The following is a 26,530-nucleotide window of genomic DNA, read 5'->3' as shown; positions in this document are numbered from 1 at the left end:
GCGGGGGCAACACGCGCGCGTCACCAGGCGAGGTCGCCGCGCTCGTGATCCTCCCCGTAGAGGGGGAGCGGCACCAACCAGCCGAGGATCACGGACACGCCCCGAGTCTGGCCCAGCGGCTGTGGGGCGTCAAGACGACCATCCCTTGTAGACAGAGCGGAAGGCCCTTGACACCCGCTCCGCGGCGGGCAAGGGTGCGGGCAGGTCCCCTGCCGAAGATCTGGAGAACCCCTATGAGACGTGCGAGATCCGCCGTCGCTGGTGCGCTCACCGCCCTGTTGGCCGTGCCGCTCGTCGTGTCCCCGGCCGCTGCCGAGCCGGAACCACCCGCCCCCGTTTTCGTCGACGGTCAGGCGCAGCCCGTGTTCAGCCCCACCGACGTCGTGCGCGAGTCCCTCTGGGTCTCCGCGCCGGTCGACAGCGACAACGACGGCAAGGACGACCTGGTGCACGTGGAGGTCGTCCGGCCGAGGGCGACCGAGCAGGGACTGCGCGTCCCCGTTGTGTACCAGGCGAGCCCGTACTACGCGGGCGGCAACGACGTCGAGAACCACAACGTCGACGTCGAGCTCAACGTCCCCGACAACCGTCCTGGTCCGAAGGTGGCAAGCACCTCCCTCGGAGGCCCGAACCCGGCCATCACGTGGCGGTACGAGCAGTACTTCACCGCACGCGGTTTCGCGGTCGTGTACGCGGAATCCCTCGGCTCGGGCCTGTCCACCGGTTGCCCCACGAGCGGTGGCCGCAACGAGACCATCGGCGCGCGCTCGGTCATCGACTGGCTCAACGGCCGCGCACCGGCGCAAGACTCCGCGGGTACCCGTGTCACCGCCGGTTGGACCACCGGCAAGGTCGGCATGATGGGCGTGTCTTACAACGGCACCCTGCCCAACGCGGTTGCCACGACCGGCGTGCAGGGCCTGGAGACGATCGTGCCGATCGCCGCCATCTCCAGCTGGTACGACTACTACCGCGCCGATGGCGCTGTCGTCGCCCCCGGCACCTTCCAGGGCGAGGACGTCGACGTGCTCGCCAAGTACGTCCACACCCGCGCGGACCGCACCGCGTGCGAGTCGGTCATCAACGACCTCACCGTCGAGCAGGACCGCGTCACCGGCGACTACAGCAACTTCTGGGACGAGCGCAACTACCTCAACGACGTGCGCAAGGTCCGCGCGTCGGTGCTGGCGGTGCACGGCCTCAACGACTGGAACGTGAAGATGACGCACGTGGCCCAGTGGTACGAGGCGATCAAGAAGCAGGGCGTCGAGCACAAGATCTGGCTGCACCAGTCCGGCCACGCCGACCCCTACAGCCTGCGCCGCGACCCGTGGCTGATCACGCTGAACAAGTGGTTCTCGCACTACCTGTACGGCATCGACAACGGCGCCCAGAACGGCCCCAGGCTGACCATCCAGCGTGAGGACAAGACCTGGGTCGAGGAGCCCGAGTGGCCCGCGCCCTCGGCGTCCCTCGCCACCCTCTACCCGGGTGCCGGTGGCGTCACCTCCGGCGCGCTGACAATCTGGCGACCGGACCGCCGCGTGGTCGAGTCGCTGACCGATGACGCCAGCAAGCTCGCCGAGACCCTGGCCAACGCGCCCACCTCGCCCAACCGGTTGGTCTACCTGAGCCGCCCTTCGAGCACCCCGCTGCGCTTCAGCGGCAAGGGTGAGGTCTACCTGCGGCTGTCCTTCACCCGGCCCGCTGCCAACGTGACCGCGCTGTTGGTCGACCGCGGTCCTGACGGCAAGTCCACCGTCGTCACCCGCGGCTGGACCGACCCGCAGAACCGCAAGAACATCAGCCGCACCGAGACGATCCAGCCGGGCAAGTCCTACGACCTGCGCGTCGACCTGGTGCCGGACGACTACGTGCTGCCCGCCGGGCACCAACTCGGCCTGGTGGTGCTCTCCAGCGACAACGACTACACGCTGCGCCCGGCGCCAGGCGCGGGCTTCTCCGTCGACCTCAAGGGCAGCAACCTGACCCTGCCGGTCGTCGGTGGCCTGGAGGCGCTCAAGACCGCCGTCGGCTGACGTGTGGGGTGTTGACACGATCCTCTAGGGGTTCGTGGGTGTTCCTCTCGCCGTGAGGACCATGGTCGGATCGTTCGCGACGTTCCCCAGTGGAGGTGGCGAATGATCCGATCCATGGTCGCTGTGGCAAGCACGACCGCCGTCGCGGCGGCTCTCCTCGTGTTCGGCGGGGGAGTCGCCTCGGCGGCGCCCGCGTTCCAGGTCCCGTTCCCGTGCGGGCAGGTGTGGGACGGGCAGACCCGTACCAACCACAGCCCTGCCAACGCGGTGGACTTCAACCGCGCCAACGACGACGGCGACGCCGTAGTGGCCTCGGCCGCCGGTCGGGTGTCGCGAGTGGACAACGAAGGTAGCGTCAGCTACGGCCGGTGGATCGAGATCGACCACGGTTCCGGTTGGCGCAGCCGGTACGCGCACCTGTCGGCGCAACGCGTCTCGGTCGGGCAGAACGTCTCGCGGGGCCAGCTGATCGGCAACGTCGGGAGCACCGGCGGGTCCACCGGGCCGCACCTGCACTTCGAGCAGACCCTCAACGGATCCGCGCAGAAGGCCGTGTTCAACGGGACGCAGGCCCTGTACTGGGGAACCCGCGCCTACACCAGCCGCAACACCTGCTGACCCACCGGCGCCGCGGCCGAGTTGTCCACATGGCCCCGAGTTGTCCACCGTCGGGAAATGACCTCTGCCGCCCGGCCACCCAGCCGCGCACAGTGGTCCCATGACGACAACCACGCTGCGCCACACCGACCAGATCATCGCCGCGCTCCCGTACCTCATCGGCTTCGCACCGACCGAGTCCCTGGTCGCGCTGACCATCCGGGACAGCGGGGAGGTCGGCCCGGTCATCCGGGTCGACCTGCCCGGTCCGCGCGGGCGGGTGCCGATGGCCGGGCACCTCGCCGAGATCATCACCGGCCACCAGGTCGCCGTCGCCCTGCTCGTCGTGGTGGGCGGCGGCCGGGAACCGCTGCCGCACGCACCGTTCGTCGTGGCGGTGACCGAGGCGCTCGCCGACGTCGGGGTTCGCGTCGAGCACGCGTTCTGGACCAGAGCGGTCGAAGCGGGCAGTCAGTGGCTGTCTTACACCAGCCCGGAGCTGTCCGGCACGGTCGCCGATCCGGACAGCTCCGCGGTCGCCGCCCAGTTCACCGTGCAGGGTGTCGTCGTCTACGCCTCGCGCGAGGACATGGCCGACACCCTCGCCGCCGACCCCGAGGACGACCTGGACCGCCGAGCCTCGCTCATCGACGCGATCGCGACCGCGGACGGGTCGACCACGGCCGAGAAAGTGGCCCTGGTCCACAGCGTCGTCGAGCAGTTCGCGATCCGGTCGCCCGCTGTCCGTCCACACCCGACCGACCGGGCGCCGACCGATCCCGACCTCGACGACAGCACGCTCGCCCAACTGGCGGTCGCCTTGTCCGACCCGCAGGTCCGCGAGGCGTGCCTGTCCATCGCCCTGGGTTCCCGGGACCGGGCCGCCGCGCGCCTGTGGACCAGGCTGACCCGCGCGCTGCCCGCGCCGGAACGAGCGGAACCCGCCGTCCACCTTGCGGTCAGCACATACCTCCGCGGCGACGGCGTCTACGCGAGGGTTGCCCTCGCCCTCGCGCTGGCCGCCAACCCACGGCACAGCCTCGCCGCGCTCCTGGACTCCGCCGCCCACCACGGCATCCCACCCGACGACCTCCGCACCCTGATCGCCGACGCCCGAACCGGCCCCGGCTGACCGACTCCCCACCGCTGACCCTCTGGCGCCCGACGATGCTGTGGTCCGTGCTGGTCCCGGGCCTGGTCGAGGTTGGCCAGGGCGAGGTCGTCCAGCTGTCGGTCGGAGACCGGGTCTTCAGCCGCAGCGGGAGGTGCGTCGCCTCGGCCGTCCACGTCCGTTGGCGGTCTGTCCGGGTGAGCCGATTGCCCGCGTGGGCGGGGTGTCGGCCACGGCGGTGCGGCGGTGATCGCCGGGCGACGAGTCCGTTGTGGACGGTCGTGGCCGCTGCGGGTCAGGCGCGGTCGCGGGTGAAGGTCCAGGCGTCGGTGATGATGGTGTGGAGGTCGGTGCGCTCCGGCTTCCAGCCGAGGTTCTCGGCGGCGGCGGTGGCACTGGCGACGAGGACGGCGGGGTCGCCCGCGCGGCGCGGGGCGAAGTCGGCGGGGATCGGGTGGCCGGTGACGTCGCGGCAGGTCTGCACGACCTCGCGGTTGGAGAAACCGGTGCCGGTGCCGAGGTTGTAGACCTGGTGCTCGCCCGCCCTGGTGTTGGCCAGCGCGAGCAGGTGGGCCTCGGCGAGGTCGAGCACGTGGATGTAGTCGCGGACGCAGGTGCCGTCCGCGGTGGGGTAGTCGTCGCCGTAGATGGAGATGGCGGGACGGGTGCCCAGGGCGACCTGCAGCACGATCGGGATCAGGTGGGTCTCGGTCGTGTGCCGCTCACCGAAGCGGCCGTAGGCACCCGCGACGTTGAAGTACCGCAGGCTGACCGCGGCGATGCCGTGGGCCGTGGCGTAGGAGGTGATGGCGTGGTCGATCGCGAGCTTGGTCGCGCCGTAGGTGTTGGTCGGGCGGGTCGGGGCGGTCTCCAGGATCGGGATCTGCTCCGGCTCGCCGTAGGTGGCCGCTGTGGACGAGAAGACCAGGCGGGGCACGCCGTTGTCGCGCATCGCGTCGAGCAACCGAAGGGAGGTGAGGACGTTGCCCGCCCAGTACTTGGCCGGGTCCGCCATGGACTCGCCGACCAGTGACTTGGCCGCGAAGTGCAGCACGCCGTCGAAGCCGCCGGTGAGCAGGTCGGCCGCCACGTCGGCGATGTCGGCCTGGACGAAGGTGGCGCCGTCGGGCACCGCGTCGGCGTGGCCGGTCGACAGGTCGTCGACCACCACGACCTCGTGCCCGGTCTCCACCAACCGCGCCGCGCACACACTGCCGACATACCCGGCCCCGCCCGTCACGAGCAGCTTCACCGTCGTCCTCCTCTTGCTTGTCCGTGCGCTGGGTGCCGCACTGGTCGTGGTCTGGCTGTTCGTCTTGTCGGTCGGCTCAGCGGTCGCGGCCCGCGCCCGGCGACGGTGCCGCGGCGAACAGCCTCGGCGCGGTCAGCGACCGGTCGGCGAACGCGGCGCGCACCGCGTCCCGCACGGCGTCGTCCACGGCCGGGGGCACCACCGCGATCGCGGACCCGCCGAAGCCGCCGCCGGTCATCCTGGCACCGAGCGCCCCGGCACCCACCGCCGCCTCCACCGCGATGTCCAACTCCCGGCACGAGACCCGGTAGTCGTCGCGCAGGCTCGCGTGCGACGCGGCCAGCAGCGGGCCGATGTCGGTGCCCGCGCGCAACGCCGCCACGGTCGCGAGCACCCGCTCGTTCTCGGTGACGACGTGCCGGACCAGTGGGCGCAGGTCCTCGGGCAGCCCGCCCAGGTCCACCCCGGTGCCGACCTCGCGCAACGACCCGACGCCCAGCAGAGCGGCGGCCCGCTCACAGCCCTGGCGGCGGTCGCCGTAGGCCGAGTCGGCCAACGAGTGCCGCACCCTGGTGTCGATCACCAGCACCGGCGCGTCGAACGGGATGTGCTCGGCCGCCCCCGACCGCACGTCCAGGAACAGCGCGTGCCCCGCGACACACCGCAGCGACGCCGTCTGGTCGAGCAACCCCGTCGGCGCCCCGACGAAGTCGTTCTCCGACCGCTGCACCCACCGAGCGACCTGCTCCAACGAGGGCCGCCCACCGCCACCCTCGCCCCCGCCGCCGAACCGCGCAGTGACGCCCCCACCCCCGGCGGCAGCCGCCGCCAAGGCGGCGCCGCCTGGGGTCGTGCCGCCTGGGGTCGTGCCGCCTGGGGTCGTGCCGCCTGGGGTCGTGCCGCCTGGGGTCGTGCCGCCTGGGGTCGTGCCGCCTGGGGTCGTGCCGCCTGGGGTCGTGCCGCCTGGGGTCGTGCCGCCTGGGGTCGTGGTGGTGGCGGTGGATGGGGGTGAGGGGGCAGGCGGGGATGGTGGGGCGCCAGTGCCAGTGCCAGGGGCGGTGCTTGCGAGTGGGGTGCCGTGTGGTGAGAGCGCGGGGGCCGGCAGCGGAAGCGGGCTGGCGGTGGGGAGGGGGTCTGGGATGGGGGTGATGTCGGAGAGGCCCAGGAGGGCCAGGGCTACGGCGCACTGGAGGGCGTGGGAGGAGGAGAGGCCTGCGCCGGTGGGGATGTCGCCGGTGATGAGGAGGTTGGCGGATACGGGGAAGCCCGCGTCGCGGAGGGACCAGGCGACGCCGTAGACGTAGGCGGACCAGCCGGTGACTCGGCCGGGGGTGAGGGCGGCCACCGGGACCGGTTCGGCACGCTGGGGTATGCCGTCGTCGCCGACGGTGATGGCGGCTATTCGGCCGTCGGTGCGCGGGGAGGCGGCCACCGCGACGCGGTGGGGCAGGGCGAAAGGCAGCACGAATCCGTCGTTGTAGTCGGTGTGCTCGCCGATGAGGTTCACCCGACCGGGGGCCGACCACACCCCGACCGGGACATGTCCGTGCACCTCGCGGAACCGCTCGGCGGCCCGGTCGGCCGGGGTCACAGCAGTCGGGCCAGCACCGCGTGCAGCATCGTCGGGCTCAGCTCGGCCGTGGTGCCCGCGCCGGTGATCGGGATGCCGCTGCCGTCCTGGTTGGCCGGGCCGACCTCGATCACGTTGCCCGGCAGTGCTCCGACCGACTTCAGCTCGGTCATCAGGTCGGGGTCCATCTGGATGTGCTCGGCGATCCGGCGCACCTCGACCCGGCCACCGCCGCGGCGGGAGACCTCGTCGACGCGCACCAGGCCCGCCTCGATCGGCGGGGCCGGCTCGTCGCCCTCGCCGAGCTTGTCCAGGCCGGGGATCGGGTTGCCGTAGGGCGAGGTGGTCGGGTGGCCGAGCAGCTTCACCAGCTTGCGCTCCACCGCCTCGCTCATCACGTGCTCCCAGCGGCACGCCTCGCTGTGCACGTGCTCCCACTCCAGGCCGATCACGTCGACCAGCAGGCGCTCGGCGAGCCGGTGCTTGCGCATCACCGCGACGGCCAGCGAGCGGCCGTGGTCGGTGAGCTCGAGGTGCCGGTCGCCCGCGACGACGACGAGGCCGTCGCGCTCCATGCGGCCCACCGTCTGGCTCACCGTCGGGCCGCTCTGGCCCAGTCGTTCGGCGATGCGGGCACGCAGGGGGACGACGCCCTCCTCCTCGAGCTCGTAGATGGTGCGGAGGTACATCTCGGTGGTGTCGATGAGATCGTTCACGCCGGTTCCCCTTCGTCACCTCCATGTTAGTCGCTCGCTCCGACAGAGCAGCGGGGTAGTAGCAGGCAGTGACCACTGGCCCGGGCCGGCAGGATGTCGGGGGTGAGCGTCTTCTCCTCGGCACTCGTGTCGACCGCCGAACTGGTGTCGCTTCTCGACAGTGACGCCCGGCCCGTGTTGCTGGATGTCCGCTGGCGCCTCGGCGGCCCACCCGCCCGCGACGACTACACCGCGGGACACCTGCCAGGTGCCGTTTTCCTGGACCTGGACCGGGATCTGGCCGCCCCGCCGGGAGACGGCGGTCGACACCCGTTGCCGCAACCGCACGACTTGCAGGCCGCGCTGCGGGCGGCGGGCGTGCGCGCGGGGCACCCCGTTGTCGTCTATGACGCCGACAACGGGTCGGTGGCCGCGCGGGCCTGGTGGCTGTTGCGGTGGTCCGGCCACACCGAGGTGGCCGTCCTCGACGGCGGTTACGCGGCCTGGGTGGCGGGCGGCGGCGAGATCAGCGCGGTGGAGCCATCACCTGAACCGGGTGACGTCGAGGTGCGCCCCGGCGCGATGCCCGTGCTCGACGCGGACGAGGCCGCGGCGCTGGCGGTCGACGGTGTCCTGCTCGACGCCCGCGCACCCGAGCGCTACCGCGGCGAGGTCGAGCCGATCGACCCGAGGGCCGGGCACGTGCCGGGCGCCGTCAACGCGCCGTTCGCCGGGCACACCGGCCCAGACGGCCGTTGGCTCGCTCCTGACCTGCTGGCGGCCCGGTTCGCGGAGTTGGGCGTGCTCGGCCAGTCCGTGGGCGCCTACTGCGGCTCAGGGGTGACCGCCGCGTCGGTCGTCCTCGCGCTGGAAGTCGCTCGCGTCACCGCGCCCAGCGCACCGGCCGCCCTCTACGCCGGTTCCTGGTCCCACTGGAGCCGCGATCCGCGGCGCCCGGCCGCCACCGGGGACAACTGACCCGATCTCCACTGGTCCGCGTCGATCCACCGTGGATCGACATGGTCACGATGTGGTGGCCGTGGGCTGAAGACTTGACCCTGCCGAGGAGTACGGGTCGCCTCGGGATCACCGCTGGGTCACGGCGGGAGCCCGCCGGGGAGACTAGGGTGCTGGCATGGGTGATCGGGTTGGTGCGGCCGTGGTGTGGGACCCCGCGTTGTTGGGGTACGACCTTGGCGGCGATCACCCGTTCAACCCCGTCCGCCTCGAGTTGACCATGCGGTTGAGCCGGGCGCTGGGGGTGCTCGACGGGGTCGAGCCGGTGGCACCGGAGCCCGCGGGCGACGTGGAGATCGGACGGGTGCACCGGCCGGACTACGTGGCGGCGGTGCGGGAGGCGCCGATGGCCTCCTGGGACGTCGGCCACGGGCTGGGAACGTCCGACAACCCCGTGTTCGACCAGATGCACGCCGCGTCCGCGCTGGTGGTCGGCGGGTCGTTGGCGGCTGCCCGGTGCATCGCCGAGGGGCGGGCCGACCGGGCGGTCAACCTGGCGGGCGGGCTGCACCACGCGATGCCGGACCGGGCCGCCGGGTTCTGCGTCTACAACGACTGCGCGGTGGCGATCTCCTGGCTGCTGGACAACGGGTTCGACCGGATCGCCTACCTCGACGTCGACGTGCACCACGGCGACGGGGTGCAGACCGTCTTCTACGACGACCCGCGCGTGCTGACCGTCTCGCTGCACCAGCACCCGGCGACGCTGTGGCCCGGGACCGGGTCGGTCACCGAACTCGGCGGGCCGGGGGCGCAGGGGACCTCGGTCAACGTGCCGCTGTCGCCGGGGACCAAGGACGCCGAGTGGCTGCGGGCGTTCCACGCGACCGTGCCCTCGCTGCTGGGGGCGTTCCGGCCGCAGGTGTTGGTGACCCAGTGCGGAGTGGACACACACGTAGAGGATCCACTTGCTGACCTAGCGCTGACTGTCGATGGGCACCGTGAGATCTACCGGACGTTGCGCGACCTCGCGGCGCGGTACACGGACGGCAAGTGGCTAGTCATGGGCGGCGGCGGTTATGAACTGCTGCGGGTAGTGCCACGCTCGTGGACGCACCTGCTGGCCACCGTGCTCGATACGGATATCCCCGTCGAGACCTCCGTCCCGGTCGACTGGGCCACCACGGTGCGCAAGCTCTCGCCTGACGTGGTGTTGCCGTCGGTGATGGGGGACGGCGTTGACGTTGCCTTCCAGCGTTGGGGTGGTGGGCGGGAGCAGCCAGTGGACACCGTGATCCGGGACGTGCGTCGGGCTGTCTTCCCGTTGCACGGCCTGGACCCTGACGACCCCAGGGACTGACATGGCCGACGAGCGCGACCCCTTCGCCTACCCGCCGCAGTGGGAGGCCGATGTGGTGCTCTCAGATGGCGGTACCGTCCACTTGCGTCCGATAGTGCCCTCGGACGCCGAGGCGCTCCGGGCCTTCCACGGCAGGTTGTCCGAACGCACCAGGTACTTCCGGTACTTCGGGCCGTACCCGATGATCCCGGACAAGGACCTCGCGCGGTTCAGCACCGTCGACCACCACGATCGCGTCGCGTTCGTCGCCCTCCTCGGTGACGACATCGTGGCTGTCGGCCGGTATGAGCGGTTGCCCGGCGGTGACTCCGCGGAGGTCGCGTTCGTCGTGCAGGACGGCCACCAGGGCCGCGGCCTGGGGTCGATCCTGCTCGAACACCTCGCCGCGGCGGCCAGGGAGCGCGGGGTCGGCCGGTTCGAGGCCGAGGTGCTCGCCGAGAACGCCCAGATGGTCCGGGTGTTCCGGGACGCGGGCTACCAGGTCAGCCGGGCCTTCGACGAGGGCGTGCTGCACCTGGAGTTCGCCGTCGACCTCACCGAGGCCTCGGTGGCGGTGGCGTGGTCGCGCGAGCAGGCCGCCGAGGCGCGCAGCGTGCACAACCTGCTGCACCCGAGGTCGGTGGCGGTGATCGGCGCGTCGACCGACCGCGCGAAGATCGGCAACGCCGTGCTGGGCAACCTGCTGGCCGCCGACTTCACCGGGCCGGTGTTCCCGGTCAACCCGGAGCACAAGTCGGTGCGGGGCGTCCGCGCCTACCCGACCGTGCTGGACATCCCCGACCCGGTCGACCTCGCGGTCGTGGCCGTGCCCGCCGCCGGGGTCGACGAGGTGATGGACGCCTGCCTGGCCAAGGGCGTCAAGACGCTGGTGGTCGTCAGTTCCGGCTTCGGCGAGACCGGGCCGGGCGGCCGCGGTGCCGAACGGAGGCTGGTCGACGAGGCCAGGGCGCACGGCATGCGGGTCGTTGGCCCTAACGCGCTCGGCGTGGTGAACCTGGACCCCGCTGTGCGCCTCAACGCCACACTCGCACCGACCTTGCCGGGGCCGGGTCGTACGGGCTTCTTCTGCCAGTCAGGCGCTCTAGGCACGGCCATCCTCGCTGACGCTGCCGCACGAGGTTTGGGTCTGTCCACTTTCGTCTCCGCCGGTAACCGCGCGGATGTCTCGGGCAATGACCTCTTGCAGTACTGGGAAACCGACCCGGCTACCGATGTCGTCCTGCTCTACCTTGAGTCCTTCGGCAATCCGCGCAAGTTCGCCCGCCTCGCGCGGAGACTGGGGCGCAGCAAGCCTGTCGTCGTGGTCAAGTCGGGCCGCAACACGGTTCTACCGGCGTTGGCCAAGACAGGAGTGGCCGTTGACGACGCCAGCGTGCAGGCACTGTTCGAACAGGCAGGCGTCATCCGCGTCGAGTCCATCGCCCAACTCTTCGACACTGCCCTGCTGCTCGCCCACCAACCGTTGCCTCCAGGCGAACGCGTTGCGGTAGTCGGCAACTCTTCGGCTATCGGGGTCTTGGCCGCCGATGCGGCTCTAGGGCAAGGATTGGTTCTTGCCGGTGATCCGGTAGATGTGGGCGCGCAAGCCGGGCCGGACACCTTCGCAGCAGCAGTCGCTGACGCTCTTCGCCGGGAAGAGGTTGACGCGCTCATCGTCGTGTTCGTGCCACCGTTGGCGATCCCCGGCACCACCTACGCGCGAGCCCTAAGAGAGGCTGCGGAAGGACTACCGGAAGCCGGCACGAAACCAATCGTCTCGACCTTCCTGGCCGCAGATGGGATCCCGGCGGAGTTGGCCGTCCTAGGCCCAGATGGTGCTCCCACGCACGGCTCGATCCCGTCCTACCCGAGCCCTGAACGCGCCGCGCTCGCACTGGCACGAGCCACCACTTACGCCCGCTGGAGATCGTCGCCCCCAGGGATCTTCGTTCGCCCGGCGGACATCGATCCCGCGGCGGCCAAGTCCATCGTCGAAGCAGCGCTGACTAGAGAACCCACCGAGGTAGAGCTAACCGACGACGAGGTGATCGCGCTTCTCGGCGCCTACGGCATCGAGGTTATGCCGTTCCACGTCGTGTCAGACCCTGACGCCGCCGTCGCGGCGGGTGCCGAACTCGGTCTACCGGTGGTGATGAAGACCGCGAGCAGACAGTTCCGCCACCGCAGCGACCTCGTGGGCGTGCGCTTGGACCTGACCGCGGAAGACGCCATCCGCAACGCCTACGCCGAACTCAGGCTCGTCTCCGGCGTTCCCGAGGTCTACGTGCAGCGGATGGCCCCGAAGGGCAACTCGTGCAGCATCGGCCTCCAGGACGACCCGTCGTTCGGCACCGTGGTGTCCTTCGGCCTCGCCGGTGTGGTCAGCAACCTGCTCGGTGACCGCGCCTACCGCGCCGTCCCGCTGACCGACACCGACGCCGCGGGCCTGATCCGGTCCCCCCGCGCCGCCCCGCTCCTCGCGGGCTACGCGGGTGGTGAACCGGCCGACCTCGCCGCGCTGCAACGCCTGGTGCTGCGGGTCTCGGCGATGGCCGAGGACATCCCGGAGATCCGCGGCCTCATGGTCGAGCCGATCCTCGCCTCCGCCGCGGGCGCGTACGTGACCGGCGGCCGCGTCACCGTCGGCCCTCCGCCGTCCAAGCACGACAGCGGGCCGCGCAGGCTCCGCTCCAGCGGCTGACCGCGTGCCCCCCGGCAGCCCAGGGGGCACGCGGGACGTCATGCCGAGACGGACACGTACCTCTTGCCCTCGGTGGTGATGATCTCCACCGACCCGACGTCGTCCGGCGCGATCAACGCCGCCCCGTCGAGGTTCGTGCCCTTCTGCGCGCCATCGGGCGACACCAGCCAGCTACCGGCCTCCTCGCGCGTGCCGTCCTTGCTGACCACGACGACCCGGCAGCGTTCACCGGCCGGGATACCGGTAACCGAGACGTTGAGCCGAACCCACCCGGCAGCAGGTACGACCTTCGCCGTCAAGCGAGCCCCTGTGTTCGGGTCACTCCCGGACAGGAACCGCGTCTTGGCGTTCTGCGTCTCGGTAGGGCCAACGGTGACCGTTGGCTGTGCCACCGGCGTGCTCGTGGAGCGGCCGATGACCACTCCGGTACCGAGCACCGCGGCGAGGACCACGGCCGCCGCGACACCCGCGATGGCGATGGACCGGTTGCGGGAGGCGTTCGCCTCGCTGCGGACCTGGCGCAGGGTGCGGGCCAGCAGCAGGTCGCCGTCGTCCGGCGGTCCGTCCAGCAACGCCTCCTCGGGCAGCTCACCCGCCATGTCTCGCACCTCCTCCAGCGCTTGCAGTTCGACGCGGCACTCGGCGCAGTCCGCGAGGTGCCGCTGCACCGCGGCGCGTTCGTCGTCGTCCAGCACACCCAGCGCGTAGGCGCCGAGCAGGGGCGTTTCGTGGGTGCTCATGCGGGCGTCCCCTCCAGCGCGGCTCGACCGGACATGGTCGCGCGCAGCGCACGCAGGGCGTAGTGCGACCTCGACTTCACCGTACCGGGGGCGATGCCGAGCTCCTGCGCGGTTTCGGCCACGCTGCGGTCCCGGAAGTAGATCTCCATGAGCACCGTGCGGTGCTCCTCGGAGAGTCCCTCGATGGCGGCGAGGACGCTCATCGAGTCCACCACCCGCTGCGAGTGGTCCACCGTCACCGGCACCGCGGTCGGCGACTCCGCGACCTCGGCAGGCCGGGCCGCCTTGGCCCTGACCTTGTCCACGATGAGGTTCTTGGCGACGGTGAACAACCAGGCGCGCACCGACCCCTCCTTGCTCATCAGGTTGTCGGCGTGCCGCCAGGCCCGCACCAGTGTCTCCTGGACGACGTCCTCGGCCGCTGCCCGATCGCCGGTGAGCCGCACGGCGTAGGCCAGCAGGGCCTTGCCGTGTTCCTCGTAGAGCGAGCGGACCAGCGCCTCGTCCCTCGATGTCGCCCGTGTCCGGGCGAACAGCCTCGCCATGCCGACTCCCTGTCCAACGGCGTCCGGTTGCGCTTTCCCGACTGACACGGCGCGCGTGGCGCGGCGGTTCGAACTATTTCCCGACTAGCACCGCTTGCCGGTGTTCACGCAGGTCACGAGCTCGGCCATGGCCGCGTCGGTCCGCACGTTCACGAAGTGCGCGTGGTCGGAGGCGGGCGCGCGGTCGGCCACCTCCGGGAAGCTGTCGATGCCGAAGTCCGCGCCGTCGGGCAGGTCGTAGCCCACCTCGACGCGCAGCTTGGGCACTGGGAAGCTCGACCGGGGGCACCACCCGTCCGCGCCGGGGAACCGCAGGTGCGCCTTGTGGTCGGGGCTGTCGATACCCTTGCCGTCCCAGCAACTGGGGAACTCGTACACGCGCAAGGTGCGGCTACCGGACGGGCAGCTCGGGTAGGACAGGCTGATCCGGTCCGTAAACCCCGCGCAGCTCCACGTACCGCGCGCGGACGGCCCTGCCTTGGCGTCGCCGGTGACCGTCTTGAGGAACCGCGGCATGGCCACAACCTCGCTGACAGGGCTACCGACGAAGGTGATGCTCACAGAGTCCGGTGTGCGTACCTCGCCGTGGTGTCCGCCCAGCCGCAGCACCGGCCAGTAGTACGACGACAGGTCCCCGTCACGGCAAGTGGTCTTGGCCGACGCTAGAACGTCGTCGGTGCTGAACGCGTCGGTGGCGACGTTGCCCACGTAGTCGTGCAGGTGGTGGGCGCCGTCGCGGACACCGGGGGAGGCGACGAGGTTGTCGGAGTTCCGGTGGCCGTCCTCGTTGCGGCCGCAGTCCACCGCGTAGCTCCCGGTCGACGCCGAGGGGGTGGCCGAGGGGGCGGTGATCGGGGGGACCGACCGGATGTCGACGGGGTCGGTGGGGGCGGCGGCGCACCCCGCGGCGAGCACACCGACCACGGCCAGCGCGCGGAGGCGAATCACATGATCACTTTGGGGCGGGGCCACAACCGGCCAGTGAACACGACCGCACCGCCGGGTGGCGGCGGAGTGAATGGGCTGCGCCGAATGCCCCAGTACGGTCGCCCGGCGCCGCTCAGCCGCGTTCGAGCACCAGCCCGACGCCGAGACCGGCCGCCGCGCTCACCCCGGCCACCCCGAACCGGCCCGCCCGCCGCTCCAGTTCCTCAAGGCAGCCGCCCACCATGATCGCCCCGGTCGCGCCGATCGCGTGCCCCATGGCGATGGTGCCGCCGGAGGGGTTGAGCCGCTCCGGCCCGGCGTCGAAGTCGCGGCGCAACCGCAGGCACGGCGCGGCGAAGGACTCGGCGAACTCCACCACGTCGACCTCGTCGACCGACACCGCGGCCCGCCGCAGCGCCAGGTCCATGGCGGACTGCCCGCCGGTCAGCATGGTCACCGGGTCGTCGGCCACCACCGCGCTGGCGGCGATCCTGGCCCTGGGGGTCAGCCCGAGCCGCCGCGCGGTGCCGCTGTCGCCGACGACCACCAGCGCGGCGCCATCGGCGAGCCGGGGCGAGGTGGCCGCGGTGTGCCGGTGCTCGATGCGCGCCGGGCGGCGGCGGCCCGCCAGCGCCAGCGCGTCGTGGCCGTCCGCGCCGAGACCGGCGAACGCGGGCGGCAGGGTGGCGAGCACGTCGCGGCTGCTGTCGGCGCGCACCAGCTCGTCGTGCTCCAGGCCGCCGACCGGGACCAGGCTGCGGGCGAACGCGCCCGCCCGCCACGCCGCCGCGGCCTTGTGCTGCGACTCCAGCGCGTAGCCGTCGAGGTCGTCACGGCTGAACCCGTCGAGGGTGGCGTTCAGGTCGGCCGCCACGCCCATGTGGACCGACCCCGTGCGCCGCACCACCTCCGCGTCGGTCCACAGTGGAGCCCGGTCGGTGAACGGCGGGACCCGCGACGTGCTCTCCACCCCGCCTGCGACCACCAGGTCCACCTCGCCCGCGCGGACCCGCGCCGCCGCCAGCGCGACCGCGTCGATGCCGGAGGCGCAGAACCGGTTGACCACGACCCCGGGCACGTGGTGGCCCCACCCGGCGAGCAGCGTCGCGGTCCTGGCCGGGTTGCCGCCCTGCTCGCCGACCTGGGATGCGCAGCCGAGCACGACGTCGTCCACCACCCCCGGGTCCAGCCCCCGGTCGACCAGGGCGTCCAGCAGCGGGACCAGCAGGTCTAGCGCCGACAGGTGGTGTAGTCCACCGCGGGCCGACCCGCGGCCGCGGGGCGTGCGGACGTAGTCGAGCAGGTAGGCCTCACCCACCGCACACCCCCTCTTACGGAGCCTGGCCCGGTCACCGCCCCAGTTGTAGTCTCGGATTCCCGGCACTGGCAACCGCTGGGCCGTCCGCGCCCCGCGTCGCCGCCGCCGAACCAGGGGGTCCGAAATGGATGTGGAGGTCCTCGGGCGGGTGCTGAGCACGCTGCCCGAGCACGACGAGCACCCGTACCGCAGCGGTCCGTGGCGGCCGCAGACCGTGGAGCGCGCCGCGGCCGACCTGGAGGTCATCGGCGAGATCCCCGCGGACCTCGACGGCGTCTACCTGCGCAACACCGAGAACCCCGTGCACCCCGCGCTGGCCACCTACCACCCGTTCGACGGTGACGGCATGGTCCACGTCGTCGGCTTCCGCGACGGCAAGGCCTTCTACCGCAACCGGTTCGTCCGCACCGATGGGTTCCTCGCCGAGCAGCGGGCCGGGAAGTCGCTGTGGGCGGGTATCGCGGAGAACCCCAACAGTGCCCTAAGAGCTGACGGCTGGGGCGCACGCGGGCGGATGAAGGACGCGGCGAGCACCGATGTCGTAGTGCACGCCGGTGTCGCCTTGGCCACCTTCTACCAGTGCGGAGAGCCCTACCGGATCGACCCGCTCACCCTGGACACCCTTGGGAAGTCACCGTGGACTCCCGCGGGTGGGGTATCCGCGCACCCGAAGGTCGACCCGGTCACCGGCGAGCTCCTGTTCTTCAACTACGGCAAGGAAGAGCCGTACCTGCACTACGGCGTCGTTGACGCCAACGACAAGTTGGTGCACTACACCGACATCGCCCTTCCCGGTCCACGCCTGCCACACGACATGGCGTTCACGGAGAACTACGCGATCCTCAACGACTGCCCGCTCTTCTGGGAACCTGAGCTCTTGGCCAAAGGCGCCCATGTAGCCCGGTTCCACCCCGAGCTTCCGTTGCGGCTAGGCGTGTTGCCGCGCCGGGGGAGTGGCGACCAGATCCGTTGGTTCGAGGCGGAGTCGACGTTCGTGCTGCACTTCGTGAACGCCTACGAGGACGGCAACGAGATCGTCGTCGAGGGCTTCTTCCAGTCCGACCCCGAGGGCAAGGCCGCGCGGTGGCCGGGTGATCCCGCTTACGCCCGCCTGTTCCGCATGCTCTCCCTCGACGGCATGGGGACCCGGTTGCACCGCTGGCGGCTGGACCTGACCACCGGCCGCACCCGCGAGGAGCGGCTCAGCGACGACATCACCGAGTTCGGCGTGGTCGACCAGTCCCGCGCGGGCCGCCGGAACCGGTACGCCTACGCCTCGACCGGTGAGCCGGGCTGGTTCCTGTTCGACGGGATCGTCCGGCACGACCTGCGCACCGGTGCCCAACAGCGGTACCGATACGGTGCCGGGGTGTTCGGCAGCGAGGTGGCTGTGGCTGTCAGGGGAGGGCAGGGGGACGGGTATCTGGTCACCATGACGACCGATGTGGCCGCCGACCGCTCGGAGTGCCTGGTGTTCGAGGCCGCGCGCGTCGAGGACGGGCCGGTGGCGCGGATCCGGCTGCCGGAGCGGGTGAGCAGCGGCACGCACGCCACGTGGGCGCCGGGTGCGTCGTTGCCCGGGTGGCGGGACGCGGACGATCCGGCGGCCGCCGTCGGGTTGTCGGGGCGGTGACGGCGGCGGGCGGCGTGTCGGGCGGAGTGTCGGCTGGTGCGGCGGGTGGTACCCCGCGTGGTGAGGCAGCCGCGCGGGGCGGCGGGGGATGTGACGTGGGGGAGAGAGCTGTGGTCGCGGGGTCAGGCACGGTGCGCGGGGTGGGGTCGCCCAGGTCATGATCCATCCGCCGGATCGGCCCAGTGCTCTCGGCGCTGGTGGGGACAACGCCATCGCTTACGCGATCGGCACCGTTGCCGATGAGTGGACGCTGTTGATCCTGCGGCACTCGGTGCGCGACGGCACGATGCGCCCCGCGGACTGGCAGCGGTTGTTGCCGATCTCCAACGCGGTGTTGCTGTCGCGGTTGCGGCACCTGAGCGATGTCGGGGTGCTCGTGCCGGTCGGTGACCGGCCCGGTCGCCGCGAGTTCCGGCTGAGCCCGCGCGGTGTGGGGCTCTGGCCGTTCCTGTTGTGCGTGTGGGCGTGGGAGCTGACGTGGGCCGGTGGCGCGCGCCCCGACCTGACCGAGATGCGGCACCTCGGCTGCGGGGCGGTGTTCCGGCCGGTGCTGGTGTGCCGGACCTGCGGGGTGCAGGTCGAGCCGCGCGAGGTGGACGCCGAGTTCGGGCCGAGCGGCTCGTGGCCGAGGTCGACGCCCACGGCGACGTCGCGGCGGCGCTCCAGCGGGTCGACCAGCCTGGGCGGCGGGTTCTTCCCGGAGACCAGGGCCGTGGTCGGCAACCGCTGGTCGGCGATCATGCTGGGTGCCGCCTACCTCGGTGCCCGCCGGTTCCCGGACTTCCAGCGCAGGCTCGGCGTGCCCGCCACGGTTGTGGCCGACCGGCTGCGCACGTTCAGCGAATTGGGGGTCCTCGCCCCGTCCGGCGACCCCGATCGGGCGACCCAGTCGAGCTACCACCTCACCGACAAGGGCCGGGCGCTGTTCCCGGCGGTGATCACCGCGCTGGAGTGGGGGCAGCGGTGGTTCGTCGCCCCGGAGGGACCCGCCATGGTGCTCGACCACGGGGGTCACCGGTTCGAGGCGGTCCTGGTGTGCTCCGCCTGCGACGAGGCGCTGGCGGGTCGCTCGATCGAGACCGTGCCCGCGCGGTGATCGACCCGCTCGTGCAACCCCGGCGCGGTCGGGGTCCGTCCCTGGGGCATGAAACGCCTAGGAACCATCATTGGCGCAGGCGTTCTGCTCACGGTGATGACCGCGTGCGCGGGACAGGAGACCGCCAGCCTGCCGGGCCCGACATCGGCTCCCCCGTCGTCCACCCAGCCCGAGTCCACCCAGCCCGGGACGAGCCTGCCGGGTGCCGTGCCACCGACCGAGCCGGATCGCCAGCCCGCCGTGACACCCCCGAGCGGGGGCACCGAGGTCCCAGCGGCACAGATCGACGCCACCGGTGTCGCACAGGACTACCCGACGATGGTGTGGACCGAGGACGGTGGCACTGACGTCGGCGTTGTCGCCCAGGAAGGTGGCTGCGGCAAGGCGAGCGCGGAGGTCACCGAGCAGACCGCGACCCAGGTCGTGATCACTCTCGTGGAGACGCAACCGCCCAAGCCCGCGCAGTGCACGATGGACCTGCGCTTCCCGAAGCTGTCCGTCCACTTGGACTCCCCGTTGGCCGATCGCAAGGTCGTGCTCAAGAGCGAGCAGCGGGTTCAGTAAAACCGCGTACCAACGCCCAAAACGAACATCTCCCCCCTGGTGCCCCGGTCGGTATTGCCCCGCCGACCGGGGCACCGCTTGTGCGTTCGTGCAACCGGGACGGCGTCGGCTACCGTCCTTGGTTCATGAAGACCATTCTGTCCACGGCTGTCGCGGCCCTGGCCGCCCTCGCGCTCGCGGGGTGCGGCGGTGCGGCCGACACGGCCGACCAGGCGCCCAGCTCGGGCGCGACCCCGCCCAGTTCGGCAGCCCCCACCGAGGGCGGCGCCCCCAACTCCCAGCCGCCGCAGACCGGCCCCGCGCCGACCAAGCCCCCGGCGCCCCAGGTGACCGTCGCCCCCGACGGCAAGGTGACCGTTCCCGCGGGCTACCGCGAGGTCCCCGCCAAGCAGGTCGACGCGAAGGCGCTGCCGGAGTCGTACAAGGAACGCCGCGTGTGGACCTCCGAGGACGGCAAGGCCCTGCAGCTCGTCGGGATCGCCAGCGACTCGTGCGCCGGTGTCGACGCCCAGGTCGTCGAGTCCACCGACGCCGTCGTCAAGGTGTCGCTCAGCGCCATGACCTCGCCCCAGGGCGGCGGTGAGGGCGGCAAGATGTGCGCCATGGTCGTCACCCCGCGCCCGGTCGAGGTCCCGCTGGAGCAGCCCCTGGGCACCCGCACCGTGATCGTCGTCGCGGGCAACTAGCACCCCCACCTGTCCCCGAGGTCGGGGCAAGCACCCTGCCTGCCCCGACCCCCGCGAGCTACCGGGTGTGCCAGCCGCCGTAGGGGACTGTGATGGCCTCTAGGTGGTGACCGTCGGGGTCTAGGAAGTAGACACCCCGCCCGCCGTCGTTGGTGTTGATCTGGCTGGGGCGCGCGTGCATCGGGTCGGCCCAGTAATCCATGCCGCGCTCGATGATCCTGCCGAGGATCTCGTCGAACTCCGCCTCTCCCACCAGGAACGCCAAGTGCGTGCTGGTGAGCGGTACGCCGTAGTCGGTGTGGTTGGCGTAGTCGAGCGTGACGCCGTTGTCCAAGGCGACCACGACGAACGGGCCGAACGCCCGCGGGGCGGGCCTGCCGAGCATCTCGGCCAGGAAACCGGCCCCGGCGTGCTTGTCGCTCGCCAGGACCACGGTGTGGTTGAACTGGATCACTTGCGGAACGTCACCTGCAGTGTCGGCGCGCTGGTGCCCGCGAAGAAGTCGTTGCCCTTGTCGTCGACCACGACGAACGCCGGGAAGTCCTCGACCTCGATCCGCCAGACCGCCTCCATGCCCAGTTCGGCGTACTCCAGGACGTCGACCTTCTTGATGCAGTCCTGGGCCAGCCGGGCCGCCGGGCCGCCGATCGAGCCGAGGTAGAAGCCGCCGTGCGTGGCGCAGGCCTGGGTGACCTGCTTGGACCGGTTCCCCTTGGCCAGCATGACCAGCGACCCGCCCGCGGCCTGGAACTGCTCGACGTAGGAGTCCATCCGACCGGCCGTGGTGGGGCCGAACGAGCCGGACGCGTAGCCCTCGGGGGTCTTGGCCGGTCCGGCGTAGTACACCGGGTGGTCCTTGAGGTAGGACGGCATCGGCTCGCCGGCGTCCAGCCGTTCCTTGATCTTGGCGTGCGCGATGTCGCGGGCCACCACCAGCGGACCGGTCAGCGACAGCCGCGTCTTGACCGGCAGCGCCGACAGCGTGGCCCTGATCTCGGCCATCGGCCTGGTCAGGTCGACGCGCACCACCTCGTCGGACAGGTCGTCGCCGACGACCTCGGGCAGGAACCTGGCCGGGTCGCGCTCCATCTGCTCCAGGAACACCCCGTCCGGGGTGATCTTGGCCTTGGCCTGCCGGTCCGCCGAGCAGGACACCGCGATGCCGACCGGGCAGGACGCGCCGTGCCGAGGCAGCCGGATGACCCGCACGTCGTGGCAGAAGTACTTGCCGCCGAACTGCGCGCCGATGCCGAACTCGCGGGTCATCGCCAGCACCTGCTGCTCGAGGTCGACATCGCGGAACGCGTGTCCCAGCGGGGAACCCTCGGTCGGCAGCGTGTCGAGGTAGCGCGCGGAGGCGAGCTTGGCGACCTTGAGGTTCTGCTCCGCCGACAGGCCGCCCACCACGACCGCCAGGTGGTACGGCGGGCACGCGGCGGTGCCCAGGCCGCGCAGCTTCTCGTCCAGGAACGAGGCCAGCCGCTTGGGGTTGAGCACCGCCTTGGTCTCCTGGAACAGGAACGTCTTGTTCGCCGACCCGCCGCCCTTGGCCATGAACAGGAACTCGTAGGCGGGGTCGGTGCCGGGCTTGGTGTGCAGGTCGATCTGCGCGGGCAGGTTGGTGCCGGTGTTCTTCTCGTCCCAGAACGTCACCGGCGCCATCTGCGAGTACCGCAGGTTCAGCTCCTGGTAGGCCTCGAAGATGCCGCGCGCCAGCGCCTGCTCGTCGGTCCCGCCGGTCAGCACCGTCTCGGTGCGCTTGCCCATCACGATCGCGGTCCCGGTGTCCTGGCACATCGGCAGCACGCCACCGGCGGAGATGCACGCGTTGCGCAGCAGGTCCATCGCCACGAACCGGTCGTTGCCGCTGGCCTCCGGGTCGTCCACGATCGCCCGCAGCTGCGCCAGGTGCGAGGGCCGCAGCAGGTGCTGGATGTCCTTGATGGCCTCCTTGGCCAGCAGGGTCAGCACCGCGGGGTCGACCTCGAGGAAGCGCCGCCCGGCCGCCTCGACCAGCCGCACCCCCTCCTGGCTGACCAGCCGGTACTCGGTCGCCCGGTCGGGGCCGAGCGGCAGGACGTCGGTGTAGTCGAAGTTCGTGGTGGTGGTCACGATGAGCGGGCTCCCTTGCACGCGTCCGGATCCTGCAGAACGTACTCCTGCGCACCGGCCCGGCCGGTGTGATCCGCACGTGGCACTGGCCACGCCCGGGTGCGGCGATCCCTGCTGCGGACAGCATCGGATCGCATTCCGACGCGCTGTCGGCTATTGCCACCGCTCCAATGGCAGCCTTATTTAAGGTGTGATTGACGACTGTTTTAATCCTACTGTCGGGCGTGTTTCCCCGAATTGCGCAGCCGCTATTCTTTGCACTCGGCAGCCGAGCGCGGAGGAGTCACGTGGCGGGCGTTGTGGGGGACTGGGACGCCGTGTCGACCGAGATCCGGCGCCTGATGGGCGAGCGGGAAATGAACCAGGCCACCCTCATCGACGAATCCGGGATCTCGAAAGTCGTCGTCGCCGAACTCCAGTACAACCGGGTGCGGCGCACCCGCTCCGACCACGTCCTGCGGGCCTTGTCCAACGCGTTGGGCGTGCACCCCGAACACCTGCGGGATATCGCGCACGGCAGGCAGCCGCAGCCGCTGGGCGAGCCGCCGATCCGCTCCGCGACCGACATCGCCGGGCGGCTGGACGCGCTCGACTACCGGATGGCCGAGCTGACCCAGATCCTGCGCAGGCTGGAGAAGGCGATCCTCAAGAGCGCCCCGCCGCAGGCGGTCGACGCCAAGACCCCCGACCGCGACTAGCGTGCCGGAAGGCCGGGGCGGCCCCCGGCCGTCCCGACCTCCCGTCGCAGGCAGCGGGAACTCCAGTATCGAGTCCCGCGCCGCGTGGTCCGTGTGGGGTTGTAGAAGACAACGCTGCCGTGACTGAGGTCACATGTCAACGCGGCTATCCGTGTGAATCGCGCGGGGCGTCAGCTGGCGTACGCGCGCAGCTTCTCGGCGCGCTCGCCCTGGCGCAGCTTCGACATGACCTCGCGCTCGATCTGCCGGACCCGCTCGCGGGAGAGGCCGAAGCGCTTGCCGATCTGGTCGAGGGTGCGCGGCTGGCCGTCGTCGAGGCCGTAGCGCAGCCGGATGACCGACTGCTCGCGGTCGTCGAGGGTGGCCAGCACCCGGCGCATGTCGTCCTGCAGCAGGCCGGAGATGACGGCGCTCTCGGCGTCGACGGCCTCGCCGTCCTCGATGAAGTCGCCGAGCGGGGCGTCCTCCTCGGCGCCGACCGGCATGTCCAGGCTCACCGGGTCGCGGGCGTGGTCGAGCAGGTCGGCGACCTTCTGCGTGGTCAGCCCGGCCTCCTTGGCCAGCTCGTCCTTGGTGGCCTCGCGGCCGAGCTGCTGGTGCAGGTCGCGCTTGATCCTGGCCAGCTTGTTCACCTGCTCCACCAGGTGGACCGGCAGCCGGATGGTGCGGCCCTGGTCGGCCATGCCCCTGGTGATGGCCTGGCGGATCCACCAGGTGGCGTAGGTGGAGAACTTGAAACCCTTGGTGTAGTCGAACTTCTCCACCGCGCGGATCAGACCCAGGTTCCCCTCCTGGATCAGGTCCAGCAGCGGCATGCCGCGGCCGGTGTAGCGCTTGGCCAGCGACACCACCAACCGCAGGTTCGCCTCCAGCAGGTGGTTCTTGGCGGTGAGCCCGTCGGAGATGAGGGCGCGCAGCTCGGCCCGGCGGGCGGGCGAGAGCGCGGGGGAGGTGTCGAGCATGTGCTGCGCGAAGACCCCCGCCTCGATGCGCTTGGCCAGCTCCACCTCCTGGGCCGCGGTCAGCAGCGCGGTGCGCCCGATGCCGTTGAGGTACACGCGCACCAGGTCGGCCGCGGGCCCCTGGGCGTCGAGGTCGGCGGCCTCATAGGTGAGTTCTTCCGGCTCACGCTGCTGCGGGACCGTCATGGTGGCTCCCTCCCCCTGTTGGTGGTTCTGCCTGTCAAACGTGGCGGGGGGTGGATTCGTTCCCATGCCCTCCCACTGTGATGACGTCACCGGGAGCCCGGGCGTTGTTCGACTTTGCCTGAGGTTTCGCTGAGAACTCCGGGGGTAGTCACCCGACCACGGTGACAGTGCGGCATCCGGTGTCGCATCGACCTTCGGGTGGACGATCGCGTCAGTCGAGTGGGGTAGGACGACTGTCCCACGGCGACGGTCAGTGGTGTTCGCCGGTGCTCAGAGGTCGATCAGAACGGTGAACGGACCGTCGTTCACGCTCTCCACCGCCATGGTCGCGCCGAACCTGCCGGTGGCCACGGTGGCGCCCCTGGCGCGCAGTTCGGCGACCGTCGCGGCCACCAGCGGCTCGGCCGCTTCCGGTCGGGCGGCCGCGATCCACGACGGCCGCCGTCCCTTGCGGGTGTCGCCGTAGAGTGTGAACTGACTCACCACGAGTAGCGGTGCGCCGGTGGTGGCGCAGGACTGCTCGTCGCGCAGCAGCCGCAGTTCGTGCAGTTTGCGGGCCATGGTCAGCGCGGTGTCCGAAGTGTCGTCGACGCGCACCCCGAGCAGCACCAGCAATCCCGGCTCGGTGATCTCGCCGACCACCTCGTCCGCCACGGTCACCCTCGCCCTGGTGACCCTGGCGACGACGGCCCTCATACCGCCCGCCGGTACGGACCTGGGTCCGGTTGTCCGGTCACGCGAGTTCCTTGGGCAGCAGCATCCCGTGCGTGACCAGGTCGGCCACGACCGGCAGCGCGGCGCGAACCACCGCGTCGGTCGGCAGCCCGTGCCCGGCGGCCAGCAGGGTCAGCAGGTCGCCGAGCGGGACCTGGCCGCGGCAGCCCGCCAGCAGCGCCGTCACCAGCTCGTCGGTCTCCTGCTGCCAGCCGGGGCCGTCGGTGCGGTGCAGCCTGCGCACCAGCTCGCGCCAGCCGTCCTCGGCGGGCTCCGACACCCGCTCCAGCACCACGGTCGGCGCCACGGTGAACTCGGTGGCCAGCACCCGCGCCGGGTCGCCGTTGGCGCGCAGCCAGGCGACCCGGTCGAGCCAGGTGCCCGCCTCGGGGCCCAGCGGGTCGTCGTAGGCGTGCCGCAGGTCCTCGCAGGCCACCTCGGTGTCGCTGTCGGTGGCGCGCAGCGTGACGAAGCCGAACCCGACGCCGACCACGTCGTTGGCGTCGAACCAGTCCAGCCAGGCCGAGGCCTTGGCCGAGCCCTCCGCCGAGCGCGGGTCGATGCCCGCGTCGCGCAGCCAGGTGCCCACGTACATCGCGGGCTCGGCCACGTCGCGCTGCACGAACCAGGCGTCGATCCCCTCGTCGGGCAGCCACTCGGTGACCCGCTCGGCCCAGTCCTCGCCGCGCCGGTGCAGCCACGACGCCAGCAGTTGCCCGACCCCGCCGGGGGCGAGCACGGCCGGGAGCCCGCGCACGACCAGCGCGCTCGCGTCGTCGCCCGCCAGTCCGGAGTCGCGGTACACGTAGTCCACCCGCGGCGGGCCGACCACGAACGGCGGGTTGCACACCACCTGGTCGAACCGCCGACCCTCGACCGGGTCGAACCAGGAGCCGCGCGCGGTCTCCACGTCCAGGCCGTTGAGCCGGAACGTCGCCGAGGCCAGCGCCAGGCAGCGCTCGGACAGGTCGGTCGCGGTGACCCGGCCCGCGTGCCTGCTCGCGTGCAGCGCCTGCACCCCGCAACCGGTGCCCAGGTCCAGCAGCGTGCCGACCGGCCTGCGCACGGTGGCCCTGGCCAGGCTCAGCGAGGCGTGCCCGATGCCGAGCACGTGGTCGGCGCCCACGGGCGACCCCGACTGCTCTGCGTCGAGATCGGCGACCACCCACCACGAGCCCTCGTCGTCGCCGTAGGGGCGCAGGTCGAGCCCGGCGCGCGCGGTGTCGCCGTCGAAGCGCAGCAGTCCGCCGGCGACCGCGTCCGCCTCGTCGACGCCCCGCAGCGCGGCGCGGGCCTGGGCGGCCGGGACCGGGTCGCCGACGAGGAACAGCCGGATGAGCGTCGCCAGCGGCCCGCCGTCGGTGGTGGCGCGGCGGGCGGGTTCCGGCTCGCCGCGGCCGAGCGCGGCGTGCGCCTGGTCGCCCAGCGCCGCCACCACCCCGTCGGCGTCGTAGTCGGCCACCCGCAGCGCCTCGGCCAGGCGCGCGCAGAACTCGTCCGGGAAATGGGGAAGCACGCCCGAATGCTCGCACGTGACCGCGGCACCGACCCGGATGGGCCGAGCAGCGGTGGACTAGACGCGGGTGATGAGGTGGAAGTGCCCGGGGAGGCGGTAGCGGGCGATGATCTCCGCACCCAGTTCGGTCGCGGCGTCCCTGGCCTGTCCCGCGGACGGCAACGGCCCCAACAGCGACAGCAGGCCGCCGCACCGCAGCGGCGCGGTCACCGCTCGCAGCAACGCGACCGGGTCCTCCGCGTAATGCAGCAAGTCGTGGCACAGCACCACGTCGAAGTCGCCCGCGCGGAACAGGTCCGGCGCGTCCTCGGCACCCGCCTGGGCCACGCGCACCGTCACACCGCGCGTGTACGCGTGGGCCAAGGCGTCGGCCAACATCGCGCCCGCGGGGTCGAGGATCGTGACCTCGTGGCCCAGCGCGGCCAGCGGCACGCCGTCCTCGCCGCGCCCGCCCGCCACGTCCAGCAGCCTGCACGGCTCGGTGAGGTGGCGGGCCAGGTTGGCCTCGGCCATGCGGTGTCGGGTCGACGCGCCGAACCCCTCGACCGCGAATCCAGTCATAAACACTCTTT

The 26,530-nt window shown here is 71.6% G+C and carries 24 protein-coding genes and 1 pseudogene; 11 read left to right on the top strand and 14 right to left on the bottom strand.

The features are described 5' to 3' along the window. Positions 1 to 233 precede the first annotated feature (233 nt). From BMY07_RS32105 to BMY07_RS32095, 3 genes are all read left to right on the top strand, one after another. Positions 234 to 2,039 carry a Xaa-Pro dipeptidyl-peptidase gene (locus BMY07_RS32105; protein WP_092786864.1) on the top strand — a complete coding sequence of 602 codons (1,806 nt, stop codon included), beginning with the start codon at positions 234 to 236 and terminating at the stop codon, positions 2,037 to 2,039. Between the two features lie 114 nt (positions 2,040 to 2,153). After that, positions 2,154 to 2,657, top strand: a complete 504-nt coding sequence (locus tag BMY07_RS32100) for a M23 family metallopeptidase (protein ID WP_245782779.1) — start codon at positions 2,154 to 2,156, stop codon at positions 2,655 to 2,657. A 100-nt stretch (positions 2,658 to 2,757) separates the two neighbouring features. After that, a complete protein-coding gene (locus tag BMY07_RS32095; protein WP_092786860.1) occupies positions 2,758 to 3,768 on the top strand; it encodes a DUF4192 domain-containing protein in 1,011 nt (336 codons plus the stop codon). Between the two features lie 274 nt (positions 3,769 to 4,042). On the opposite strand, the gene galE is transcribed toward BMY07_RS32095, so the two are convergent. The 4 genes and pseudogenes from galE to BMY07_RS32080 all read right to left on the bottom strand — a co-directional run bounded on the left by galE (position 4,043) and on the right by BMY07_RS32080 (position 7,285). Beyond that, positions 4,043 to 4,999 (bottom strand): UDP-glucose 4-epimerase GalE, encoded by a 957-nt coding sequence (galE, locus tag BMY07_RS32090; protein ID WP_092786858.1) that lies wholly within the window; start codon positions 4,997 to 4,999, stop codon positions 4,043 to 4,045. Positions 5,000 to 5,075: 76 nt separating this feature from the next. Beyond that, positions 5,076 to 6,104, bottom strand: coding sequence for a galactokinase (locus tag BMY07_RS32085; protein ID WP_425426390.1), 1,029 nt, complete (start codon positions 6,102 to 6,104; stop codon positions 5,076 to 5,078). 42 nt (positions 6,105 to 6,146) lie between these two features. After that, a pseudogene (locus tag BMY07_RS36335) lies at positions 6,147 to 6,590 on the bottom strand (galactokinase); the annotation flags it as partial. Beyond that, positions 6,587 to 7,285, bottom strand: a complete 699-nt coding sequence (locus tag BMY07_RS32080) for an iron-dependent transcriptional repressor DtxR (RefSeq protein ID WP_092786856.1) — start codon at positions 7,283 to 7,285, stop codon at positions 6,587 to 6,589. The gene BMY07_RS32080 and the pseudogene BMY07_RS36335, both read right to left, overlap by 4 nt. Before the next feature lie 102 nt (positions 7,286 to 7,387). Here BMY07_RS32080 and BMY07_RS32075 point away from each other — a divergent pair, with 102 nt between their 5' ends. The 3 genes from BMY07_RS32075 (at position 7,388) to BMY07_RS32065 (ending at position 12,261) form a co-directional block, all read left to right on the top strand. Further along, the gene (locus BMY07_RS32075; protein ID WP_245782777.1) at positions 7,388 to 8,242 is read left to right on the top strand and encodes a sulfurtransferase; all 855 of its coding nucleotides are present in this window, start codon (positions 7,388 to 7,390) and stop codon (positions 8,240 to 8,242) included. A 157-nt stretch (positions 8,243 to 8,399) separates the two neighbouring features. After that, complete coding sequence (locus BMY07_RS32070) at positions 8,400 to 9,581, top strand: acetoin utilization protein AcuC (RefSeq protein ID WP_092786852.1); 1,182 nt, start codon at positions 8,400 to 8,402, stop codon at positions 9,579 to 9,581. 1 nt (position 9,582) lies between these two features. Continuing rightward, positions 9,583 to 12,261: a bifunctional acetate--CoA ligase family protein/GNAT family N-acetyltransferase gene (locus BMY07_RS32065; RefSeq protein ID WP_092786850.1), complete on the top strand. Its 2,679-nt coding sequence runs from the start codon at positions 9,583 to 9,585 to the stop codon at positions 12,259 to 12,261. 38 nt (positions 12,262 to 12,299) lie between these two features. Here the strand turns inward: BMY07_RS32065 and BMY07_RS32060 are convergent, their stop codons facing one another. The 4 genes from BMY07_RS32060 to BMY07_RS32045 form a co-directional block, all read right to left on the bottom strand. Beyond that, a complete protein-coding gene (locus tag BMY07_RS32060) occupies positions 12,300 to 13,001 on the bottom strand; it encodes an anti-sigma factor family protein (RefSeq protein WP_092786848.1) in 702 nt (233 codons plus the stop codon). After that, complete coding sequence (locus BMY07_RS32055; RefSeq protein WP_092786846.1) at positions 12,998 to 13,546, bottom strand: sigma-70 family RNA polymerase sigma factor; 549 nt, start codon at positions 13,544 to 13,546, stop codon at positions 12,998 to 13,000. The genes BMY07_RS32060 and BMY07_RS32055 overlap by 4 nt, the downstream gene beginning before the upstream one ends. A gap of 84 nt (positions 13,547 to 13,630) precedes the next feature. Then, positions 13,631 to 14,494, bottom strand: coding sequence for a DUF1996 domain-containing protein (locus BMY07_RS32050; RefSeq protein WP_177215924.1), 864 nt, complete (start codon positions 14,492 to 14,494; stop codon positions 13,631 to 13,633). A 112-nt stretch (positions 14,495 to 14,606) separates the two neighbouring features. Further along, positions 14,607 to 15,791 (bottom strand): acetyl-CoA C-acyltransferase, encoded by a 1,185-nt coding sequence (locus BMY07_RS32045; protein ID WP_092786843.1) that lies wholly within the window; start codon positions 15,789 to 15,791, stop codon positions 14,607 to 14,609. Positions 15,792 to 15,915: 124 nt separating this feature from the next. Here BMY07_RS32045 and BMY07_RS32040 point away from each other — a divergent pair, with 124 nt between their 5' ends. From BMY07_RS32040 to BMY07_RS32025, 4 genes are all read left to right on the top strand, one after another. Next, on the top strand, positions 15,916 to 17,424 hold the full coding sequence (locus tag BMY07_RS32040) for a carotenoid oxygenase family protein (RefSeq protein ID WP_092786841.1): 1,509 nt from the start codon (positions 15,916 to 15,918) through the stop codon (positions 17,422 to 17,424). A 157-nt stretch (positions 17,425 to 17,581) separates the two neighbouring features. Then, on the top strand, positions 17,582 to 18,520 hold the full coding sequence (locus tag BMY07_RS32035) for a winged helix-turn-helix transcriptional regulator (RefSeq protein WP_092786839.1): 939 nt from the start codon (positions 17,582 to 17,584) through the stop codon (positions 18,518 to 18,520). A 96-nt stretch (positions 18,521 to 18,616) separates the two neighbouring features. Further along, positions 18,617 to 19,084: a hypothetical protein gene (locus BMY07_RS32030; protein ID WP_092786837.1), complete on the top strand. Its 468-nt coding sequence runs from the start codon at positions 18,617 to 18,619 to the stop codon at positions 19,082 to 19,084. 125 nt (positions 19,085 to 19,209) lie between these two features. Then, positions 19,210 to 19,770, top strand: a complete 561-nt coding sequence (locus tag BMY07_RS32025) for a hypothetical protein (RefSeq protein ID WP_092786835.1) — start codon at positions 19,210 to 19,212, stop codon at positions 19,768 to 19,770. A gap of 58 nt (positions 19,771 to 19,828) precedes the next feature. On the opposite strand, the gene BMY07_RS32020 is transcribed toward BMY07_RS32025, so the two are convergent. Together BMY07_RS32020 and BMY07_RS32015 are read right to left on the bottom strand one after the other, a co-directional pair. After that, positions 19,829 to 20,224: a VOC family protein gene (locus BMY07_RS32020; RefSeq protein WP_092786833.1), complete on the bottom strand. Its 396-nt coding sequence runs from the start codon at positions 20,222 to 20,224 to the stop codon at positions 19,829 to 19,831. After that, positions 20,221 to 21,882, bottom strand: coding sequence for a fumarate hydratase (locus BMY07_RS32015; protein WP_177215923.1), 1,662 nt, complete (start codon positions 21,880 to 21,882; stop codon positions 20,221 to 20,223). The genes BMY07_RS32020 and BMY07_RS32015 overlap by 4 nt, the downstream gene beginning before the upstream one ends. 287 nt (positions 21,883 to 22,169) lie before the next feature. Here BMY07_RS32015 and BMY07_RS32010 point away from each other — a divergent pair, with 287 nt between their 5' ends. After that, entirely contained in the window at positions 22,170 to 22,580 is a 411-nt protein-coding gene (locus tag BMY07_RS32010; protein ID WP_092786829.1) for a helix-turn-helix domain-containing protein, read from the top strand. A 170-nt stretch (positions 22,581 to 22,750) separates the two neighbouring features. On the opposite strand, the gene BMY07_RS32005 is transcribed toward BMY07_RS32010, so the two are convergent. From BMY07_RS32005 to BMY07_RS31990, 4 genes are all read right to left on the bottom strand, one after another. Further along, positions 22,751 to 23,728 (bottom strand): sigma-70 family RNA polymerase sigma factor, encoded by a 978-nt coding sequence (locus BMY07_RS32005; protein WP_092786827.1) that lies wholly within the window; start codon positions 23,726 to 23,728, stop codon positions 22,751 to 22,753. Between the two features lie 270 nt (positions 23,729 to 23,998). Next, complete coding sequence (gene dtd / locus BMY07_RS32000) at positions 23,999 to 24,424, bottom strand: D-aminoacyl-tRNA deacylase (protein WP_092786825.1); 426 nt, start codon at positions 24,422 to 24,424, stop codon at positions 23,999 to 24,001. Positions 24,425 to 24,461: 37 nt separating this feature from the next. Next, entirely contained in the window at positions 24,462 to 25,958 is a 1,497-nt protein-coding gene (locus tag BMY07_RS31995) for a DUF7782 domain-containing protein (protein ID WP_092786823.1), read from the bottom strand. A gap of 57 nt (positions 25,959 to 26,015) precedes the next feature. After that, on the bottom strand, positions 26,016 to 26,519 hold the full coding sequence (locus BMY07_RS31990; protein ID WP_177215922.1) for a class I SAM-dependent methyltransferase: 504 nt from the start codon (positions 26,517 to 26,519) through the stop codon (positions 26,016 to 26,018). Positions 26,520 to 26,530 lie beyond the last annotated feature (11 nt).

The organism is Actinokineospora terrae (assembly GCF_900111175.1).
Taxonomy (GTDB): domain Bacteria; phylum Actinomycetota; class Actinomycetes; order Mycobacteriales; family Pseudonocardiaceae; genus Actinokineospora; species Actinokineospora terrae.
The sequence above is the reverse complement of the archived record's forward strand: the minus strand, read 5'-3'. Positions and strand labels throughout refer to the sequence as shown.

Bases quoted from the DNA above. Each gene is read 5' to 3' on its own strand.
- BMY07_RS32105 (WP_092786864.1), top strand. From the start codon at position 234: ATGAGACGTGCGAGATCCGCCGTCGCTGGTGCGCTCACCGCCCTGTTG.
- BMY07_RS32100 (WP_245782779.1), top strand. From the start codon at position 2,154: ATGGTCGCTGTGGCAAGCACGACCGCCGTCGCGGCGGCTCTCCTCGTG.
- BMY07_RS32095 (WP_092786860.1), top strand. From the start codon at position 2,758: ATGACGACAACCACGCTGCGCCACACCGACCAGATCATCGCCGCGCTC.
- BMY07_RS32070 (WP_092786852.1), top strand. From the start codon at position 8,400: ATGGGTGATCGGGTTGGTGCGGCCGTGGTGTGGGACCCCGCGTTGTTG.
- BMY07_RS32065 (WP_092786850.1), top strand. From the start codon at position 9,583: ATGGCCGACGAGCGCGACCCCTTCGCCTACCCGCCGCAGTGGGAGGCC.
- BMY07_RS32060 (WP_092786848.1), bottom strand. From the start codon at position 13,001: ATGAGCACCCACGAAACGCCCCTGCTCGGCGCCTACGCGCTGGGTGTG.
- BMY07_RS32055 (WP_092786846.1), bottom strand. From the start codon at position 13,546: ATGGCGAGGCTGTTCGCCCGGACACGGGCGACATCGAGGGACGAGGCG.
- BMY07_RS32040 (WP_092786841.1), top strand. From the start codon at position 15,916: ATGGATGTGGAGGTCCTCGGGCGGGTGCTGAGCACGCTGCCCGAGCAC.
- BMY07_RS32035 (WP_092786839.1), top strand. From the start codon at position 17,582: ATGATCCATCCGCCGGATCGGCCCAGTGCTCTCGGCGCTGGTGGGGAC.
- BMY07_RS32030 (WP_092786837.1), top strand. From the start codon at position 18,617: ATGACCGCGTGCGCGGGACAGGAGACCGCCAGCCTGCCGGGCCCGACA.
- BMY07_RS32025 (WP_092786835.1), top strand. From the start codon at position 19,210: ATGAAGACCATTCTGTCCACGGCTGTCGCGGCCCTGGCCGCCCTCGCG.
- BMY07_RS32005 (WP_092786827.1), bottom strand. From the start codon at position 23,728: ATGACGGTCCCGCAGCAGCGTGAGCCGGAAGAACTCACCTATGAGGCC.
- dtd (WP_092786825.1), bottom strand. From the start codon at position 24,424: ATGAGGGCCGTCGTCGCCAGGGTCACCAGGGCGAGGGTGACCGTGGCG.
- BMY07_RS31990 (WP_177215922.1), bottom strand. From the start codon at position 26,519: ATGACTGGATTCGCGGTCGAGGGGTTCGGCGCGTCGACCCGACACCGC.